Origin of the sequence: Scytonema sp. PRP1 (assembly GCF_036697665.2) — a bacterium.
GTDB classification, from domain to species: Bacteria; Cyanobacteriota; Cyanobacteriia; order Cyanobacteriales; family Nostocaceae; genus Kalymmatonema; species Kalymmatonema gypsitolerans.
In genome coordinates this window covers 1-19,240 of sequence record NZ_JBAHYJ020000058.1, presented here as the reverse complement: position 1 = coordinate 19,240, position 19,240 = coordinate 1, and the positions used below count along the sequence as shown (strand labels likewise).

Genomic DNA, 19,240 nt, shown 5'->3' with positions numbered 1-19,240 from the left:
ATTATTGTAACTGAGTTCTTTGCCTTGAAGTTTAGTAGCAGCTGCCCATCCAGCTGGGGTGGTACCCGTTTGATACCAAGCTGCACTTTGATGGGGATTTTCGCCGTAACGGAGCGATTGTAGTTGTTTTCCAGATAGGGTGTATTGTTGCGGTACTTCCCCTTCTCCGCTGGCGGAGGAAAGGTTATTGCTCAAGTATGCTGCTATTGCCTGGTCATAGCTCGAAGTATGCAAGAATCCTTTTAAGGCACACCTTTGGCGAAACTTTACGGATGGTTCGCCACTTGAGCGGCGCATTTCCTGTAAATATTCTTCATACTGCGCCGGATCACATAAAATTGTCAGATGGGCAAAGTTTTTTGAAGCAGCCCTGAGCATAGCAGGACCACCAATATCAATTTGCTCGATCGCCTCAGATAAAGTCACGCCTTGTTTGGCAATCGTTTCTTCAAAAGGATAAAGATTCACCACGACCAAATCAATCGGGCGAATTTGGTTATTTTCCAAATCTGCTACATCTTCAGGGACATCCCGCCGTGCTAAAATGCCGCCATGAATTCGAGGATGCAGCGTTTTGACCCGACCACCTAGAATTTCTGGAGAACCTGTGTAATCAGCTACTTTTCTCACTGGTAGTCCCGCATCTTTGAGAGCTTTGGCTGTCCCCCCACTGCTAATTAATTCAAAGTCAAATTCTTCTACGAGACTACGAGCAAAATCGATTAATCCTGTTTTATTAGATACACTCAGCAGTGCTAGACGCGCCATATTTCCCAAGCTTCCTTTGGTGTATTTACAATTAGTGCAAATGTCTATTGTATAAACCGCTAAGGCACGTAGATGCAAAGTGGCTTGAACGGGTGCTTGGCGTGAAGACGTTATGTAGAAAAATACTGTAGATCAGGAGAAAGAGTGGCTGTAATGCTTATAGATTGCCATCAACGAAGATAATTATACGGAAATCTTCCGTATAATAAATAGTTGTGTGGCTGCACGCGGCATTCTTGATGCACAGTGATAAAAGACATGATCAAAAAGACAAAATCAAAGCAAGAAGTGCTTGAGCTAGCCCACAAGCATAGTTTGACCATCCAAGAAGATTCACTGCAATTTAATGAATCGGGTCTTGACTTTCAAGTCGTGTTGGCAACGGACGCTGATGGAGAACGCTGGGTTCTGCGTCTTCCTAGGCGGGAGGATGTTCTGCCGTTGGTGGACAAGGAAAAACGCACGCTGGAGCTGATTGCTCCTCTTCTAACTGTGGAAGTGCCGATATGGACTGTTTCCACAAATGAACTCATCGCTTATAGGGCATTAAACGGTGTGCCGGCGGGCACGATTGATTCAGAAGCAAAAGCCTATGTGTGGGAAATTGACGCAGCTAATGTGCCCGATCAATTCCATGAATCGCTGGCTAAGGGTATGGTTTCTCTTCATCAAGTTAGCATCGAGAAAGCACGCGCAGTAGGTCTTCCCGTTGAAACCGCCGATGAGGCGCGTACTGCGATGAAGCAGAGGATGGATGCAGTGAAGAGCGAGTTTGGTGTTGGTGAAGAGTTGTGGAACCGTTGGCAATTCTGGCTCCAAAGAGATGCAATTTGGCCGAAAGAGACGGTGTTAACTCATGGTGATTTACATGCTGGACATATCCTTATTGATACACAGGCACAGGTGACCGGCTTTATTGACTGGACTGAAGCAGCCGTCACCGACCCAGCGATTGATTTTGTCGCCCATTACCGTACGTTTGGTGAAGACGCTCTCAATACGCTGATCTCGGCATACGCCAAGGTGGGCGGGCGCATTTGGCCGGAGATGGCAGAACACGTAACTGAACTGGCTGCTTCTTATCCCATAGCAATTGCCGAATTTGCGCTGAAGTCGGACTTGGATGAATACAAACAGATGGCTAGGCAATCGCTTGGAGTGAGTGACTCGGAGTAATTTGATTTGCCGACAATCGCTCAAAATATCAAACCTCAAAGTCTCCAACAGCCCCAGAACAACTCTGGTGCAGCGGACTGATCAAAGCGACTTGAGTTGACTGCCAAGATTTTGACAGCCCCTGACCAGGAACGTTATACTGCCTAAGTTATCAATGAAGGCGTTGCTTAAAGACAGTTTGTGGGGGAGCCGGATCCCGGTCGCATGTGAATGTTGTGGGCGTCTAGCCATTGAGGAGATTATACTGATTGCTGAGTGTAGTCTTGAGGGAGAATGGCAAGGGCAAGTAAGGTTTCTTCCTCTTCGGTAGAAGTAGCAGCAAAACGCCACTTAACTACCGTGTAGCAGCGGACAGAAGGGCTATGATTGCCGTCTTGTCTTCTCCATTGAACAAGACACGGAAACGAAGAGTGAAGTCATTGTCCTCCTCGATATCGGAACGCATGAGAGGTTTATTAACTGCGTCGGTAGTTGCGGTGCTATAACAAGTCGCTACATGAGAATTGAGTAGGTGCAAAATTTTTTATCTTGTCATTCCATAGTTTTTATGATTGACTGTCCTTTGTCCCTAGTCATGTGTTCTGTGATGAATGACTAAGGACTAATGACTAAGGACTCATGACTCATGACTCATACTCTAGATTTTATTAGCGTACCTCCAAAAACAAACCAACCACCAAAGGGTTTAATTGTGATTTTGCACGGTTGGGGTGCAAATGCTAAAGATGTGGCATATTTGTTGCCCTATTTTAATTTGCCGGATTATCAGTTCCTGTTTCCCAATGCACCTTTTCCGTATCCCTATTCTGCTATTGGTAGGGCATGGTATGACCTCACGATGGAAAATATGTATCAAGGGTTAACAGAAAGTCGGCAACTGCTAACAGATTGGTTGCAATCTTTAGAGAGTAGCACTGGTGTGCCTTTATCGCGGACAATTTTGAGCGGATTTTCTCAAGGTGGGGCTATGACTTTGGATATAGGATTAAAGTTACCCTTCGCTGGTTTAGTTTCTTTGAGCGGATATTTACATCCGGGTGCAGGAAATGTAGAAACCCAAAATTTGCCGTCTCTACCACCCGTTTTAATCATGCATGGTAGACAAGATACAGTTGTGCCATTGCAAGCAGCTGTTTTAGCACGGGAAACTCTTGAATCTTTGGGGGCTACGGTACAATACTATGAGTTTGATATGGGTCATGAAATTCGACCCGAAATGCTAGAGTTGTTAAGGAATTTTGTTGTTGCCAATGCATAAATACTAAGAATCTGTCTTTTGTTTAAACATTATTTAGTCTGAGTTGCAAAAATTTTACACAGTTCGATAGAAATCCGGAAAAATTTCACGAAATTATTGCTTGCAAGTGAGTAATATATATTGGGTGGGTGCGCTCAACGCAACTCAACCCATGCTGGATGCGACTGCAAAAGGGAGGGGCGAGGATAATGAAAACTCTAAGCATTTCTAAGACAGAAATTGCTGTCATGACTCCACAAGAGGTGGAAATGTTAGCTGTACGTCTGGAGCAAGATAATTACAGTAATGCTTTTGAGGGTTTGAATGATTGGCATTTACTGCGAGCGATCGCGTTTCAGCGTCCAGAGTTAGTTGAACCATACATCCACCTTTTGGATTTGGAACCCTACGATGAGGCGTAAATGTTGCCTAGTAGACGGGTTCTAATTGCAGTAGGCGGCGGTATCGCCGCCTATAAAATCTGTGAGGTTGTTTCCACTTTGTTTAAAATGGGAGTGGAAGTAAGAGTCGTTCTCACGCGTTCGGCACAAGAATTTATTACGCTTTTAACTCTGGCGACGCTTTCCCGCCATCCAGCTTATACAGATGAAAATTTTTGGCAACCAACTCACTCGCGTCCATTGCATATTGACTTAGGTGAGTGGGCAGATTTAATTGTTATTGCACCTCTAACAGCAAATACATTAGCAAAGTTAGCCTACGGTATGGCTGACAATTTGCTCACAAATACTGTTTTGGCTTCGACTTGTCCCGTGCTGCTAGCGCCAGCAATGAACACCGATATGTGGGAACAGCAGGCGGTGCAGCGCAATTGGCAACAGCTATTGACAGATAAGCGTTTTCATGGTATGAATACGGCATCGGGTTTGTTGGCGTGCGATCGCGTCGGTGCTGGTAGGATGGCAGAACCCCTGGAAATTATTGCTTATGTTCAATCGTTGTTACATACAGCAGGTAAGAGAGATTTGCTAGGTAAGCGGGTGTTGATTAGTGCTGGAGGAACGCGAGAGCATCTTGATCCAGTCAGGTTTATCGGCAATCCTTCCACAGGGAAAATGGGGTTAGCTTTAGCACAAGCAGCACTGCACCGAGGAGCAAGCGTGACATTGGTACACACTCCAGCGAGTTGGGATGTCCCTTTGGGTGTGCAAGCAATTCCTGTTGTGAGTGCCGAAGAAATGCGAACCAGCATGGTGCAGAATTTAGCGAGTGCAGATGTGATAGTTATGTCGGCAGCAGTAGCGGATGTGAAGCCACGGGAGTATAGTAACGAGAAGTTGGCAAAAAAATCGCTGCCGCAAGCCTTACCCCTAGAACCTGTACCAGATATCGTTGCCGAATTGGCACAACTCAAACAACCGCATCAGCGTTTAATTGGGTTTGCTGCACAGACAGGAGATATTGTCACACCAGCATTAGAGAAATTACAGAGAAAAAATCTGGATGCCATTGTTGCTAATCCTATAGATGAACCAAATAGCGGTTTTGGCAGTGATAATAATCAAGCCATATTTTTGGATAAGCAAGGACAAAAGATAGAAATTCCCCCTTGTTCCAAATTACAAATGGCTCATCATATTTTTGATTTGTTGGGCAAATAAATAAAGTAGTACGGTTAACGGGGACTGGGGACTTGGGACTTGAGACTGGGGAACAGTCTGCAAGTCCTCAATCCCCAATCCCCAATCCCCAATCCCCAATGCTACAGCCAGATCTAGTGTGTCTTTAGGAATAGAACTTACGCACACTCTACGAATTCTTGGCGTCCTTGGCGACGCCAGTCGCCTGCTGTCGGGAAACCAACGCCCTTCGGGTATGCCTTCTCCTGACGGAGACGCTACGCGAACGGCACACCTTCGGTGTTAGCGAAGCTCCTCCTTTAGGAGGCACGCCAGTTCCCTAGGTTGGGAAACCCGCCTAAGCCCTTCGGGCACGCTTCGCGTTAGCGAAGCTCCTCCTTTAGGAGGCACAGGACTGGACTCACCAGTCACCAGGGCGCGGGAAACCCTTTCGGCAGAGCCGGCACGAGGGAAACCCCTTCGGGTATGCCTTCGGCACGCTACGCGAACGCCAGTCGCCTAGGTCGGGAGACCCTCCTGCAGCGCTGGTCTCACCTCCTGCAGCGCTGGCTCGTCTTGGCGGTATGCCTGCGGCACGCTACGCGAACGATAAATTAAGCTTTTTGGCTATTTTTGCGTAAGTCCTGAGGAAGATTCTGTAAACTTTTCCTTGTGTTTGAATTGGCTCACAGCTATATGTACTAAAGCAATAGCTGGCATACAAGGAGAAAAGATGTCAGAAAGTACGTCAAATTCAGAAATGCTATACCGAGTTCTCGGTAGTACAGGAGAGAGGGTTTCCGCGATCGGACTGGGTGGTTGGCACATCGCCTTGAAGTACGTTGATGAGCAACTGGGCATACGTATTGTTCGTACAGCGATTGATCGTGGCATCACCTTTATGGATAACAGTTGGGATTACAACGATGGGGTGAGCGAGATTCGCATGGGAAAAGCGCTCCGCGATGGCTACCGAGATAAAGTATTCCTGATGACGAAAATCGACGGTCGATCCAAGAAAGAAGCAGCAAGACAGATAGACGAATCACTTCAACGCTTGCAAGTAGATTACATCGATCTCGTTCAGCACCATGAAATCCTCCGACACGAAGATCCGTATCGAGTTTTCGACGAAGAAGGGGCGAATGCCGCTTTCATTGAGGCGCGGGAAGCTGGTAAGCTCCGATACATTGGCTTCACCGGGCACAAAGACCCCTATGTTCATCTGCATATGCTTGAAGTTGCAGGCGATCGCGGGTTTAAGTTTGATACAGTGCAGATGCCGCTGAATGTGATGGATGCACACTACCGGAGCTTCGCAAAGCTGGTTCTGCCAGAACTGGTCAAACAAAACATCGGCGTTCTGGGGATGAAAAGCTTGGCAAACGGTATTCTTTTACGGTCAAATACTGTAACGCCAATTGAGTGTCTACACTATGCCCTTAATCTGCCCACATCAGTTGTAATTACGGGAATTGACAGTATGGAGATTCTTGATCAAGCGTTTGAAGCAGTGCGGACGTTCCAGCCAATGAACGAGCAGCAGGTGCAAGCATTATTAGCAAAAACGGCAGAAGCTGCATCACGCGGAGAGTTTGAGCCATTTAAAACCTCATCAATTTTCGACAGCACTGCCCAAAATCCGGATTGGCTTGGAGAGGAACCACAGCGTATCCAGCAATTGATGCCAACATGAGCAACAGAGAAGATCGCATTGATTGATGTGATGTGTTACGTAAGAGCTAATGTAGTCTATGAGATTGGCGATTGGGCTGTCTTCCCACTGCGCTCCTTTGCAATCACCTCTGGCAGTCGGCACTTGGTGCTATTGCACTAACGTTTCTCTTAAGAGCGATCGCCCGTAAGCGCAAAGCGCACAGTGAGCGCCAGAGGCGCACGCACTTGCGTTCGTGTTGGTGCAGCTTGTCTGCAGGACTTACCCAATGCCAGTTCAACCGCAAACGGTAAATTTGGAAAACAGCCAAACACAGCATATTATGTCTACTTCTTCAGTCAGTGATTTTGACAAAATTAGTCCAACAGCACTCCTAGTTGCGTATGTTCGGCAATTTAGTGACATTCCTTATGCTAGAGAAATTGCCCAAGTGACTCGTGCACAGGAGATCGCAAGGCAGTTTGAGAGTCAGGGGCAGGAGCAACCCGTCGTTGTGGCAGCTCTGATTGAAGCGCGATACAAAGCGATCGAACAAGTTAGGGCACAATTTTCAGGGAGGCAAATCCTCGAACTTGCATCTGGTTTGCTGCCACGGGGCATGATTTTATCGCAAAATCCAGAAGTCATTTTCATTGAAAGTGATTTGCCGGACATGATTCAACAGAAACAGCAATTAGTTAAACAGATAGTAGGTTCACGCTCCAACTTACACTTTTTAGCGATTAATGCCACTGACAATTTGAATTCTCACGCCCTAAGCGATTATTTTCAGCAAGTCTTACCTGTGACTGTCTTATGTGAAGGCTTGCTGATGTACCTGACGTTTCCTGAAAAGCAACAGGTATGCGCCAACGTGCGAGAGATTCTACAAACCTATGGTGGAGTATGGATTACCTCCGATTTCACCACAAAGGAAGCAAGACGGATGCTACAGAATGACTCAGGCTTGCGACAGGTAAATCAGAACATTTCTAGTTCAACGGAGCGACGGTTTACGGACAACGCTTTTGAAGATCTTGATCATGCAAAACAATTTGCTGGGGCGCAAGGATTTCAGGTTGAAACGTTCAGTATGTTGGAGGTAACCAACCAATTGGAGTCTGTGTCTGCACTAAAAATTAATTTAGATTATGCCAGAGAACTGCTTGCAGCAACACCCATCTTTGCGCTCACTCTTGCATAAAGCTTCAGCTTGTTATTGGCTACCCCACTGCTCTTCAGCAACAAGTCATAAGTCACGGCAGAACAATCGTGTTGTAGCGGACGGTATAAAGATTTTGGTGCTGAGTTCTAAAGCTGAAGTTTAGGTTAAAAAAATTTGTGTCAGTGGTATCAAGCAGGTATTTGGTCATTCCTCATAAATGCTTTCGCGGCTGAAGGCTTCATCAGAAAGGCTCAGGTTGGTTTTAGGAAGCTGAGAAACCCACTCGCGAAATTCCTTAGCCCGTTCCACTGGGGTTATGCTTTGCCACAAAGGAGTAGATGATTCGACTTGCTTAGCTTGAAACTCAATAAAAGCAATAAAATCAGCAATCTTCTTGAGTTGCTCCTCGTTTAGCTTGTCTAGTTCTTGCTTGAGCTTTTCTCGCAGCATAATCAATGGTTGTGCGAAAGCAGTTTTCTTCTATCCTAACCGATACAACTTTTTAACCAAGTATTTCAGTTGAACCAGTGCGTACGTTCCAGCCAATGAACGATCCTCTGGTGCGATCGCTGTTAGCAAAAACGGCATTGGTGATCGCGCTAACGGTGTAACTGAATGTCGGCAGATATTCTCAAACTCAGCAGTAGGGGCTTTTGGCTGTCTGCTACACAGACTTGTTAGACCTCTCTTATCCTTAATTGTGCCAATACAAGAAGGATATGAATGAGCCTATCAGCAACACCTTTTGAAAAGTGATCTTGCAAAGACAACCCGTGGCAAACATCGTTTCGGATATTCCAGCCTCGCTGATCTGTCAGAACTACTCGGAAATAGAGAGATCCATCTTCGTCCAATGATTGGATTACTTGTTCACTTCGAAGAATCTCATCAAGTGTTCGAACATGAAATCCACCTCCACGTCCACGCTTTAGAACTGCACCACCAGACATTTCCACAAGGTTTCTTACTGCTGCTTCAATCTGTGGAATAAGCAAGTGAACAGCTATCATGTAATCTTTTTCCAGGTATGCTTGAATACCTTTTGACAAGAATACCTTTTGATTAGAAGTGAAAATTGGTGCTTGAAATAGATAATTAACTATTCCCTCACAATTGAGACTAAATTTTCTTATTGCTTCATCTAAAACTGAACTTAGAAATATTACAGAGCTAGCCATATTTTGAGACATTTGGTTTACCACATTCCCATCTAAGTCATCTTCTAGGGAACCTACCGCTGCAACCACTCGTCCTTGGTGATCCGTTATCTGCTTTGCGAATAGAAAACTAAGTGGAGCTTGTTTTGCAAGATCGTATAGTTGGTTCTCAATCTCCCCACGTCGAGGAATATATCGGATGACGATACGTGCAAGCGCTTGCTCAAGATCACCATCTAACATTTGCTCAACGTAGGCTTCGAATTCATCACGAGAAATCTCCATTTCATGGGATACTGCTTTCATATCATCCCGTACTTTTAGACCAAGTTCTCGGATAGTTCGCGCAACACGCTCCGCATCATTTGCGAGGTTGAACTGTATATAAACATGATGCATATGCTCCAGCCAAGAAGATGCAGCCAACGGTGCTGCATTATTAGCAGCGCTTTCAAAAGTACACCCCAAGGTTCTGATGACACGAGAGCACTCTTCTTCCAAACCTTTTGCTCGGTAATAGCGAGCTAGTCGTTCGGCAGCATATTCACATACCCGAGGTTTACCGTTCTTAAGTCTTTGCAATCTAGCTTCGAGGGTATCAACTATCTCTTTCTCCTCCTCGCCAGAAAGATTAACTTTCCCGTTACCAACAAGTAGGTCAAAACTAAATCCCCATAGACCTGGCTTAGAGTCTTCGGCGACAAAACGTTCATAATTTAGAATTGTTTGTTTGGCGTTCTCGATTAGCTTTTGATTTTTCAATGAAGTAGCGATAAACAAAGCACGTTCAAGTTTTTGAATAACGTCAACATTATACTTATGGATTTTATCTTCAGCGATTTTAAGAAGTGCTTCACAACATCTAACCGCCGCAGAATAATGAGGCTTTTTACCAGTCGTTTTTTCGGATAGATCCCATACTAATCCTGCATATCGCGCTTGTAAAAGAGGATTATTCGTTGATTGAGACCTTTGATTCCAGTAGGCAATTGCCTTTTCGTCAACCCGTTGGATGCTCGGGCTTACTATCATTTTTCCATCATCTGTTTGCCTGACCATCGTTGGTCCAAAATATGTGCCCCAGCTAGTTTTTTGATCTGTGTAGTTCTCAGAAAAAGAAAAAGCCAATAGTTCATATATCCATTCGTGGCAGGGAGCTTCTTTGATATCAGCGTCTCTCAATTTTCTTAATTCTGATTCAATTTCGTGCTCGGAAATACCAGAAAATGTTTCGAGTTCACTGAGTTTATTTTCTAAAGTTTTCTTTGATGAATTCATAGTCTCTAGACTTATAGGTTTAACTCTTATTAGACAGACCCTCACTGCGCAGGCGTCTATTATGCCGCATACCTCAAAAATAGTACAAATATACTATAATATACAGTCTTACACTTTAGCATCTTCACCCAATTATTGCTATCCTTAAGGCAGGAAATTGCGATTTTTTCACATATTTCTGTCTTAAGGCTAAACTTGATGCTATGCTTATCGAATTTAGTGTCGGCAACTACAGATCGTTTAAGGAGCAAGTCACCTTTAGCATGGTGGCAGCTAACCTTGTCGCAAAAGACAAAAAGCTCGATGAAAACAATGTTTTTGAAGTAGATGATGATCTTAAACTACTTAAGAGCGCCGCAATATACGGTGCAAATGCTAGTGGTAAAAGTAACTTGACTAAAGCTTTAGGTTTCATGAGATGGTTCATGATTAATTCTTCTAAAGAGACTCAAAGCACGGAAAAGATAGGTGTTGAGCCATTTAAGCTCAGCACTGAAACCGAAGCTAAACCATCTTTTTTTGAAATAGTATTTTTAATGAATGGCAAGAGATATAGATATGGATTCGAGGCAACTCGTGACAAAGTTGTCTCTGAATGGTTATTTTATGTCCCTAAATCAAGAGAAACTAAACTTTTTGAGCGCAAGCTAGACAATATTAGTGTTTCTAAAACATATAAAGCTGATGGTATTCAGCAGAAAACAAGACATAATGCCCTCTTCTTGTCTGTATCTGCTCAATTTAATGTCAAGCTTGCAGAAAAAATCTTGGATTGGCTGACAAATAGAGTCAAGCTTGTCTCTGGTTTAGATGATAGAGGTTATCGTAAATACACAGTTAATTGTTTAATGAATAACAAAAATAAAAATGAAATTATTCAGTTGCTCAAAAAATTAGATTTGGGATTTGCCGATGTCAAGGTAGAAGAAAGTGAAGTTACTGTTGATTCTTTACCTAATGATCTACCAGATGAAATAAAGAACTTTATTCTAAAAAATGGGGGAACAAAAGCAACATCGATTCAAACCATGCACCAAAAATTTGATGAAAAAGGAAATTATGTATCTATAGCTCTGTTTAATTTAGATGAGCAAGAGTCTGAGGGAACTCAAAAAGTCTTTGCTTTGGCAGGACCTCTTGTTAACACACTGAAAGATGGTAAAGTTCTCATAATTGATGAATTCGATGCTAGAATTCATCCTTTGATCAGCCGTGCAATTGTTGAATTATTTAATTCCAACGAAACGAATCCAAGTAATGCTCAGTTAATATTCATGACTCACGATACCAATTTGCTGAGCAATAAGCTTTTTCGTAGGGATCAGATTTGGTTTGTTGAAAAGAATAGATATGGTGCAACCGATTTGTACTCTTTAGGAGAATACAAAATACGTAACGATGCGTCATTTGAGAGTGATTATATTAAAGGTAGATATGGTGCCATTCCATATATCGGAAATTTGAACCATCTCATCGACTCTCATTGACACTCAAGGGTTTAAAGTCGCTTATTCTAATGAAGCGTTTGAACTATGGTATGTTCTGCATTTTGAATTTCTCAATACTGGTATCCCTCGAAGTGATTATCTTAGAAAGTTAACTTCTTTACTTGGTCGGACATATCAGAAGAATAGCGAAACTATCTATGATGAGCTATTTGAGAAGCAATCTATTGCTATTAGAAATGCTGAAAATCTTATTAAACAATATGATCCTCACATTCCAGCCAAAGACAATCCATCAACAACAGTGCATTTGTTAGTTCAGGAACTCAACAAGTTTATTCAGTAAATAGACTCTGAGTAATCTCTAGGCAATAGCTTTCTGGGACATCAACGTTTTACTCCACGAATCACCATTAGCCGATCGCTCTCAAGTAGGTACTGTTTGGACTTCTTCTATATAGGCTGAAACCCTTATCAAAACCTACGTTACGAAACACAGAACAAGCACCTTAGCAATTGATGCCAGCATTAATGACTCACGGCAAAAGCGGCAGAAAAGCAACCTCTGGCAGCGACGATTCTGGGAGCATTGGATTCGTGATGAGGCAGATTTTGTCCAGCATTGTGATTACATCCATTACAATCCAGTTAAACATGGATTGTGTTCTGCACCTAGTAAATGGGCATATTCCAGTTTTCATCGCTTTGTTGCACAGGGCATTTATGCGGCAGATTGGGGAGAGATGCAAGCACCGGAAATCGCAATAAATATTGAGGATGGGTGAGGGAGTTGGTTTGATAGATGCGTTACGCTAGCGCTAACGCATCCTACGCGACCTGAAAAATATGTTCTGTTCGCTGACGGTGGGGACTTTGATCAGATTGCCGCATTAGAGTCAATTAATTTGAAGCCCCAAGGTTTTAAAGCCGCGATCGCTATTTCTCTATCTACACCTTCATAAACCTCCCATTCGGAGTGCGGATCTTTAGGATGTCCCTCGCTCACATGACCTGCAACTTTCATCACCGGAACGCCCACTAAGCGATCGCGCTCTATGCCTTTTGGGAGTGCTAGTTGAAGTTTGTGACCTACGAACTTCGATGCACTTGAATTAGCTACAGATTGACGGACTAAACAGATATCACCAGCAGTCCCCCAAGTGGTTGGGTAGATGTGGAGGAACGATATATAAATTTCTGGTTTGATGGATCTTTTTAGAACTTGCATTATCTGTAATCCTTACACGTTTGCTAAAAAATCATACGAGTATTTTCTCTGACTGGCTGCAACTGTTTTAATCAGAGCAACCCCGATTAAAATACTGTTTATCTAAGTGACTGCTGCTATGTACACCTGTTCTTACAATTTTATTATGCGATCGCTCTTACGGTTATGTGTAGGGGTGATGGTTACCATTTAACCGAAAAGTATTAAAACTCTTCTTGGCTAATTGTGGTAATTAGAAATTATCAATTAGCTAGTATGCAGCATTTCAGGCTTGAGCTATTTCGTTGCATGACACAAATGAATCAAATAAGCCTGTCCAGGAATGCGATTGCGCGGAGCGCAGTGCCCAAAGGGGAATCCCCGTAAGTCCTGCGGACAGGCTCTCTCGGCGCGAAGCGTGTCCGACAGGACAAGGCGAGGCTTTGCCCATCGCCTGTTTCCAATGTTTTACCGTAGTTTACGGAAAAATTGTTGTCGTTCGGGCGATCGCCTCGAAGAGGCGGGCGCTCTGCGCCATCGCCATTATTTAGGCTGTTACAGGCTGAGGATTGTTCTGTTGGTTCTGTTGCACCATACCGGGGTCAATCTCAATGTTCAACGCTTGAGCAACGCGCCGACCGTAATCCATATCAGCCCGGAAGAAGTGGCACAGTTGCCGCATTTGGATATCCTGCCGTGCTCCACTCAACGCTCCTGCGATTGCTTGCGCTGTACGATTCTTCTCATCTTCAGAGAATGCGGAGGAGCAACGCTTACGGAACTTCGGGGCTTGGGGAACGTCCTATAAACTGGGCATTCCGGGATGCCCGAAGTTCTGAGTCTCCTCCGTGACGAGCGAACGCACTCCGGAGGAGACGGACCCTCAGACTTCTCTCGATCCACAAGAAAAAGTTGGATATTTTTTAAGAAAGGAAGCTACTTAACAGTTGCGTCTCGCCAATCGTTTTTGACCCTTTCTAAGAAAACAAACAGCAGTGCCAAACGCTAACATTCCGAGTATAGAGGTAGATTCTGGAATCGTTTTTAGAGTTTGGTCTGTACCTTGCCGCAGTTTAACACTTTGCAATTTCGCACTTGACGAGTTTGTCGTTGACCGTGATTGAATAGGTATAGCAGAGGCGACCTTACCAGCAATTGCATCATCAATAAATGGGGCATAATTAGACACCCGTGTTGTTGCTGTAAATTCACCGAAACTGCTGTTGGTTGTCTTATCCAAATCTGTGTGGATCCCGTTTGGGAAAAGAAATGCATCGCTAAAGCTGTAGGAAGCAATACCAGCAACCAAATCATTAATAAATGCAGGTCCACCTGAATCACCACCAGCTATATTGCCTTCATTGGTTCCCAAGCCCAAATCGTTGATACCAAAGTGAGTGCCAAAAGCATCATTCGCAGATAAGCCACTATCGAAATCAAACAACAATTGACTTCCAGGGATGATGCCTGTAAATCCAGGAATTTGCTGCTGAAACAGTGGACTAGTAATATCACCCAAGGCATCAAACTTATTCATTGCAGAGTAACCTTGATGGGAAAGATTACTCTGAGTATTTTCTCCTAAGTTTCCGCTACCAATGTAGCCGTATCCTACTTCCGTGAAAATTTTACCGACTTCATCTTGAGCACGATAAATGTCATATTGTTGAGCTTGGCTGGGTGCTGGCGCACTTAGTCGCAAAACAGCAATGTCGTTACCTTTGTAAAAAATACTATCGTACCCAGGATGCACAAAATAGTCAACAACGGGTATTGAGACTGAACCTGTAGGCAATTTGAAAGTTACATTTGTTTTATTCAAAATACTGGTATTAAATTTACCATTTTTGTCTGTGATGCAGTGGGCTGCTGTGAGAATATGTAAACCCCCTTTTAACAAGGAACCAGTGCAGAGATCAACTGAAGTATTTATTGATACAACACCGCTGAAATTTCCAGGGGCAACCTGGTAATTTTGTGGATCACCAGCAGTAACTATTGCCCCTGCTAATTCTGCTGTTCCCAAGGTAGAAAGCACCGCCCCAACTACGGCTATTGATTGATGTTTCAAACTTGCCATGCACATCTGCCTCATCGTTTGGTTTGGTTGTTTTGGGTTTGTAGTGTCGCAAATCGCGAGACTACAAATCTATAAGGGTAACTTTCACCCAAAACCGGAAAATTCTCCAAAATTTACCATAATTTATTTTTCAGATATTGGTATTATATTGAGTGCAATAAATGATACTACTTAAGTAGTATCATTCAAATAATTTTTTTTTATTAAATGAAAAAAAAGAATATTTGTTTTTATCGTTATTTTGGCATACAAAGAAGAGGAATTTTATAGACAAGAGGTGGATTATGCAAGAGCAGATAGATAAACATACCTTTCTCTATCAGAAGCGAAGTTACCACGGTCAGTTCACGCCAGAGGCTCTGGTATTCAACGCTAACTTACAAGAATTTGCAACACGAGTTGGCTACATTTGCAACTTACAGACTCTGGGAAAGCTCTCTCAAGAAGACGCTTACCAGCAGATAAACGCGCTCTGGGAACAGTTAACACACAGCTATGCTGCACTGGGGATTGATTCCAAGACAGAAAATTAGGGTTCTCTGGGGATTCAAATTGGTCCCGAAACAGAAAACCCTAGAATATGAGTGGAAAATCGTCTATACGTAGGTCGAAGTGTTTATGCTGGCATATCGCTAAACAAAATATGAATTAATGCACCCTAATTAAATAATGTAGTTCTAATCACAGTCCGGGTACGACCTGGAAACCCAGCAACATCAAAGTAGCGAGTTTTTCCTACTGTTTGATATTTGAGGATTGTCTGCAAACCATTAGCAGCAGATGGGGATTTCAGGGTAAAAGACTTATGCTGAACGTTATCAGGTCCACTGAGGAGCGCTTCACTTAACACTCGACCAACAAGCTTACCCTGAGGAGACAACTTTAGATTCAGTACCTTCGCCAAGGTTGGTGCTACATCTGCGTTACTTACGGGAGCCACATCTTCATAATCCTGTTTAAAGTCAGGTCCAATTGCTGCCATTGTGTTGTAAGTATCAGCACGACTAAAGCTTCCATGCATTCCTTGTCCCTGCTGCAACGTTGTATCTGCTATTTCCACACCACAGGCTGTGGGATTGCCGCAACCTGTGTCAAAGGAGCGAAAGTTTACTAAGATAGATGGTTTAGGAGTCCGTGCGGCTCCTCGAAGAGCGATCGCCTCTAATGATAAAGTCCCAGGAATTTTTCCCAAAGAATCATCCACAAACAAGCCGCTGATGTAGTCTTGCTTTAGCAGCATATCTACAATCTTTTTCGCAGTGGCTTTTTTGTTTGCAGCATTAGGCAGATAGAGCAAATCAGAACCACCATTACCAGCAACTATGACATCTGGTTTCCTGGGGTCTTTACCAATGATACTGTTTCTAGAAGTCTGCCCTTTATTAGGATAAAGTGGAGCACTGTTCTTATCTGGGTCAAACATAGATAGCTTTAATTCATGCGCTATGTCTATTCCCAAAAAACCAGTTGGTAAAAAACCTTTTAGCACATCCGGGTAAGAAAGTGTTGCCGCATAACTGGTTTTGCTCTCCTTACTAATAGTCGAAAATCCGTGGTCGGCAGTCAAGAATATATTTGTCGTCTCTTCCAAACCCAAATCCCTTAATGCAGTGCGAATTTGAGCCAGATTCTTGTCAACATTCTGGCGGGCTGCTTGGACGGTGGGACCATTGATACCAGGAACGAGTTGGTTGAGGCTGTCGCCGTGGTTGTGCTGTGTACCATCTGGATCACGAGACCAAAAAACCAGCACAAAGGGTTTTTGCCGCTGCTTGAAAAGTGGCAGGATTGCCTTAGTCGTGACATCGGCAAAATATTGCTGCTGAACTGTATTTGCAACTTTGGTACCTGGAGTCTTGCTGTCCCCATGATTACCGTTTTCTCCCCGCGATGGCGTTGCTGTTGGCAATGAGTTTTTGGCAAGCAGTTGTGTAACTTCAGAACTCAGAGAAATTTCCGTCGGCGTGCCGGTGGCGTCATCAAAAATGATCGTTGGTTCGCCCTTTTGCAACGTCACATCTTGAATCAAAACTGGTCCGATTTTTCCGACAGCCGCTGTACTGAAACCTGCTTTTCTTGCGGTTTCTAGCAGAGTTTGTTCGTTGAGGAAGTTAGCACCAAACTGTTTGTTAACTTCCTTGAGAACGGCATTGTTTTCCAAGAAGGGGACTAGGCTGTTTTTGGCACTTTTGACCGGAGCGCTGACTTGGATGGTATTGCTAAAATCACCTGTATCGCCCAAGTAGTGACCAGTGGCGATCGCCGAAGCGTTAGCGGTGGTGAAGGTAGGAAATAAAGAGTGACTGTTGGAAAACTTGACTCCTCGTTCCCGTATCTCGTTCATAGTTGGAGTATCGGTAGCATTTATCGAAGTCGGACGCAGCCCATCGGCAACGAAAATGACCATACTGTGTTGTATCGCTTGCTGAGCGCGTTTTCCAGGCATTGCCGTACACGCTGCAATAACTGCAATGACAAAAAGCGTCAGGAATAACCAGCGGCGACCATGTGTAAAAAATTGCATAAACTTCCGGATGTGAGGACACCAAGATTGTATTACTAGTCAGTCAAATTTCACCCTATGGATATAGACCAAATGGCTGTTTTTTAAAGGTCATAACTTGACTTATTAACCGTATTTTCTAGTGAAAGTGAATTTATGTTTGTCGGGTGGCAGCAGGTTAAGAAGTTCGCCAGAACCCTTCCGGTTGTGCTATCCCTTTACTTGGTTTGACAGTACCTACGAAGTTTAGCTTTGGTCTAAACTTCGTAGGTACTGTGCATATTCAACAAGAACGCCGCCCAAAACCTGCACTGACACCTAACTACTACATCATCAACAGTTGCGATTTCGCCTGTACCAAGGCAAGGTACTGCATCTGGCAGCAAAACTGAACACTTGTTGCTTGATGAGATGATCGGGTTCTCTTATAATACTACAATATACTACAAAATGAGTGTAAGAACGAAAGAAAAGGGTAGCGTAGGCGGCATAGGATTGAGGCGGTAATCTACAGGAGGCTTTATGGTAACCACAAATCACTTGCTTTTCGCATTGAAGCTATTCTCGGCACTAGGTTGTGGGCTAGTGGCTGGCGTCTTCTTTGCTTTCTCGACTTTCGTGATGAATGCCCTTACACGACTCCCGTCCAAGGAGGGTATTGCCGCCATGCAATCCATTAATATCACGGCGATCAATCCGTTGTTCATGGTGGCGCTCTTCGGAACGACTGCGGCTTGCATCTTTCTAGCGGTTTCCTCAGTGTTAAAGTGGCATCAACATGGTGCTGCCTACTTGCTTGTCGGCAGCCTGCTCTATCTCATTGGCACCGTTGGGGTGACGCTCGTGTTCAATGTGCCGTTAAATGATGCGCTGGCGATCGCCAAACCAGACAGCACAGAGGGCGCAAACCTATGGGCTAGATACCTTAGCAATTGGACATTCTGGAACCACGTTCGGACAATAGCGGCACTAGCGGCAGCAGCAGCAGTTACCATCACACTCTGTAACTGAGCGGTGAAATAGCAATAATGAATACGTGTGATACCGTTCCACAATTTATGGACAAATATCTCGTCCACTTGTTGCTTCCTGTTTCAGCGACTCATAACTAATAGTGGCATCAACCACTATCCCATTAGAGGAATCTCCACAGGCGTTAATTCCCGCAGAACTTGCGGTACTCAAATTTAAAAGATTCTTAGCGGCATTCACATCACGGTCATGAGTCGTGTGGCAATTTGGACAAGTCCAACAACGTATATTTAATGGCATTTCTGCCATCACATAACCGCAACAAGAGCAAGTCTTACTGGAAGCAAAAAATCGTGGTGCTAATTCAACTCGCGAACCATACCACGCTGCTTTATATTCCAGCATCCGCCTAAATTCCCCCCAACCGGCATCAATAATGTGACGCGCTAGAGAATGATTTTTTAGCATTCCTTTAATGTTGAGGTTTTCGATGACAATCACTGACTTGGTTTTTGCCAGTTGTGTCGAAGTTTTATGCAAAAAATCTCGTCGTTGGTTTTTAATGCGACGATGTAGTCTTGCTAATTGAAAAGCTGACTTTTTCCGATTTTGGGAACATTTAACTTTTCGGCTATGTTTCTTAGATAAACGCTTTAATCGCTTTAAGGAAAATCAAGAGGTCATTGAAATCCCAGCATTTGTGCATCACATATCATATTTTTTGTATGCAGCGAAAAATCATGGTTTCATGCTTGAGAACTTCAAAGAGTGGTGGCATGAACAAGATCAAAATAAACCACCCAGACTTGCATCATTCTTGTTCAGAAAGTGAAGACGATCTTGGCTGCTGTGAAGACACTCAGTGCTGTTAAACCACAGATCAACACAGATGCGCACAGATAAATTAACTGCGTGGCGTGTATCTGCGGTTCCAAATACTCTTAAACCGGATTTTTGCAAGAAATTTAACGCCAAACATCTAAATTCTAAAATCAATCATTGTCTGCCGATACGTATC

General features: G+C 43.8%; 16 protein-coding genes and 4 pseudogenes. 12 read left to right on the top strand and 8 right to left on the bottom strand.

All coding sequences use genetic code 11. From position 1 onward, the window contains the following. Positions 1-768: pseudogene (purH, locus tag V5G28_RS11410) on the bottom strand (bifunctional phosphoribosylaminoimidazolecarboxamide formyltransferase/IMP cyclohydrolase); the annotation flags it as partial. A gap of 258 nt (positions 769-1,026) precedes the next feature. Between purH and V5G28_RS11405 the strand changes: the two are divergent. The 6 genes from V5G28_RS11405 to V5G28_RS11380 all read left to right on the top strand — a co-directional run bounded on the left by V5G28_RS11405 (position 1,027) and on the right by V5G28_RS11380 (position 7,619). After that, positions 1,027-1,944 (top strand): macrolide 2'-phosphotransferase, encoded by a 918-nt coding sequence (locus V5G28_RS11405; RefSeq protein ID WP_336230407.1) that lies wholly within the window; start codon positions 1,027-1,029, stop codon positions 1,942-1,944. 625 nt (positions 1,945-2,569) lie between these two features. Further along, positions 2,570-3,202 carry an alpha/beta hydrolase gene (locus V5G28_RS11400; RefSeq protein ID WP_332996868.1) on the top strand — a complete coding sequence of 211 codons (633 nt, stop codon included), beginning with the start codon at positions 2,570-2,572 and terminating at the stop codon, positions 3,200-3,202. A 188-nt stretch (positions 3,203-3,390) separates the two neighbouring features. Next, positions 3,391-3,603, top strand: a complete 213-nt coding sequence (isiD, locus tag V5G28_RS11395) for a protein IsiD (RefSeq protein ID WP_017318487.1) — start codon at positions 3,391-3,393, stop codon at positions 3,601-3,603. Beyond that, positions 3,604-4,803, top strand: a complete 1,200-nt coding sequence (gene coaBC / locus V5G28_RS11390) for a bifunctional phosphopantothenoylcysteine decarboxylase/phosphopantothenate--cysteine ligase CoaBC (RefSeq protein WP_332996864.1) — start codon at positions 3,604-3,606, stop codon at positions 4,801-4,803. Positions 4,804-5,494: 691 nt separating this feature from the next. Continuing rightward, positions 5,495-6,457: an aldo/keto reductase gene (locus V5G28_RS11385; protein WP_332996861.1), complete on the top strand. Its 963-nt coding sequence runs from the start codon at positions 5,495-5,497 to the stop codon at positions 6,455-6,457. Positions 6,458-6,704: 247 nt separating this feature from the next. Next, the gene (locus V5G28_RS11380) at positions 6,705-7,619 is read left to right on the top strand and encodes a class I SAM-dependent methyltransferase (protein WP_332996858.1); all 915 of its coding nucleotides are present in this window, start codon (positions 6,705-6,707) and stop codon (positions 7,617-7,619) included. A gap of 165 nt (positions 7,620-7,784) precedes the next feature. Here the strand turns inward: V5G28_RS11380 and V5G28_RS11375 are convergent, their stop codons facing one another. Together V5G28_RS11375 and V5G28_RS11370 are read right to left on the bottom strand one after the other, a co-directional pair. Beyond that, the gene (locus tag V5G28_RS11375; RefSeq protein ID WP_332996856.1) at positions 7,785-8,030 is read right to left on the bottom strand and encodes a hypothetical protein; all 246 of its coding nucleotides are present in this window, start codon (positions 8,028-8,030) and stop codon (positions 7,785-7,787) included. Between the two features lie 227 nt (positions 8,031-8,257). Next, a complete protein-coding gene (locus V5G28_RS11370; protein ID WP_332996854.1) occupies positions 8,258-10,015 on the bottom strand; it encodes a DUF4209 domain-containing protein in 1,758 nt (585 codons plus the stop codon). Between the two features lie 203 nt (positions 10,016-10,218). Between V5G28_RS11370 and V5G28_RS11365 the strand changes: the two genes are divergently transcribed. From V5G28_RS11365 to V5G28_RS36650, 3 genes and pseudogenes are all read left to right on the top strand, one after another. After that, on the top strand, positions 10,219-11,502 hold the full coding sequence (locus V5G28_RS11365) for an AAA family ATPase (protein ID WP_332996852.1): 1,284 nt from the start codon (positions 10,219-10,221) through the stop codon (positions 11,500-11,502). Then, entirely contained in the window at positions 11,483-11,806 is a 324-nt protein-coding gene (locus tag V5G28_RS11360; RefSeq protein WP_332996870.1) for an RloB family protein, read from the top strand. The genes V5G28_RS11365 and V5G28_RS11360 overlap by 20 nt, the downstream gene beginning before the upstream one ends. Before the next feature lie 124 nt (positions 11,807-11,930). After that, positions 11,931-12,245: pseudogene (locus V5G28_RS36650) on the top strand (REP-associated tyrosine transposase); the annotation flags it as partial. A gap of 92 nt (positions 12,246-12,337) precedes the next feature. Here the strand turns inward: V5G28_RS36650 and V5G28_RS11355 are convergent. Next, positions 12,338-12,688 carry a hypothetical protein gene (locus V5G28_RS11355; RefSeq protein ID WP_332996851.1) on the bottom strand — a complete coding sequence of 117 codons (351 nt, stop codon included), beginning with the start codon at positions 12,686-12,688 and terminating at the stop codon, positions 12,338-12,340. 284 nt (positions 12,689-12,972) lie between these two features. On the opposite strand from V5G28_RS11355, the gene V5G28_RS11350 reads away from it, so the two are divergent. Next, positions 12,973-13,218, top strand: a complete 246-nt coding sequence (locus V5G28_RS11350) for a hypothetical protein (protein ID WP_332996849.1) — start codon at positions 12,973-12,975, stop codon at positions 13,216-13,218. On the opposite strand, the pseudogene V5G28_RS11345 reads toward V5G28_RS11350, so the two are convergent. Beyond that, positions 13,215-13,412, bottom strand: a pseudogene (locus V5G28_RS11345) (catalase-related domain-containing protein); the annotation flags it as partial. The gene V5G28_RS11350 and the pseudogene V5G28_RS11345 overlap by 4 nt on opposite strands. Positions 13,413-13,607: 195 nt before the next feature. Continuing rightward, positions 13,608-14,747 (bottom strand): trypsin-like serine protease, encoded by a 1,140-nt coding sequence (locus V5G28_RS11340; protein WP_332996847.1) that lies wholly within the window; start codon positions 14,745-14,747, stop codon positions 13,608-13,610. 284 nt (positions 14,748-15,031) lie between these two features. Here V5G28_RS11340 and V5G28_RS11335 point away from each other — a divergent pair, with 284 nt between their 5' ends. After that, positions 15,032-15,280, top strand: coding sequence for a DUF7219 family protein (locus V5G28_RS11335; RefSeq protein WP_332996845.1), 249 nt, complete (start codon positions 15,032-15,034; stop codon positions 15,278-15,280). Positions 15,281-15,405: 125 nt separating this feature from the next. Here V5G28_RS11335 and V5G28_RS11330 read toward each other — a convergent pair whose 3' ends face one another. Further along, positions 15,406-17,271 (bottom strand): nucleotide pyrophosphatase/phosphodiesterase family protein, encoded by a 1,866-nt coding sequence (locus tag V5G28_RS11330; protein ID WP_336230401.1) that lies wholly within the window; start codon positions 17,269-17,271, stop codon positions 15,406-15,408. Between the two features lie 501 nt (positions 17,272-17,772). Between V5G28_RS11330 and V5G28_RS11325 the strand changes: the two genes are divergently transcribed. Then, on the top strand, positions 17,773-18,261 hold the full coding sequence (locus V5G28_RS11325; RefSeq protein ID WP_332996841.1) for an anthrone oxygenase family protein: 489 nt from the start codon (positions 17,773-17,775) through the stop codon (positions 18,259-18,261). A 45-nt stretch (positions 18,262-18,306) separates the two neighbouring features. On the opposite strand, the pseudogene V5G28_RS11320 reads toward V5G28_RS11325, so the two are convergent. After that, positions 18,307-18,828, bottom strand: a pseudogene (locus V5G28_RS11320) (RNA-guided endonuclease InsQ/TnpB family protein); the annotation flags it as partial. Positions 18,829-19,240: the final 412 nt, after the last annotated feature.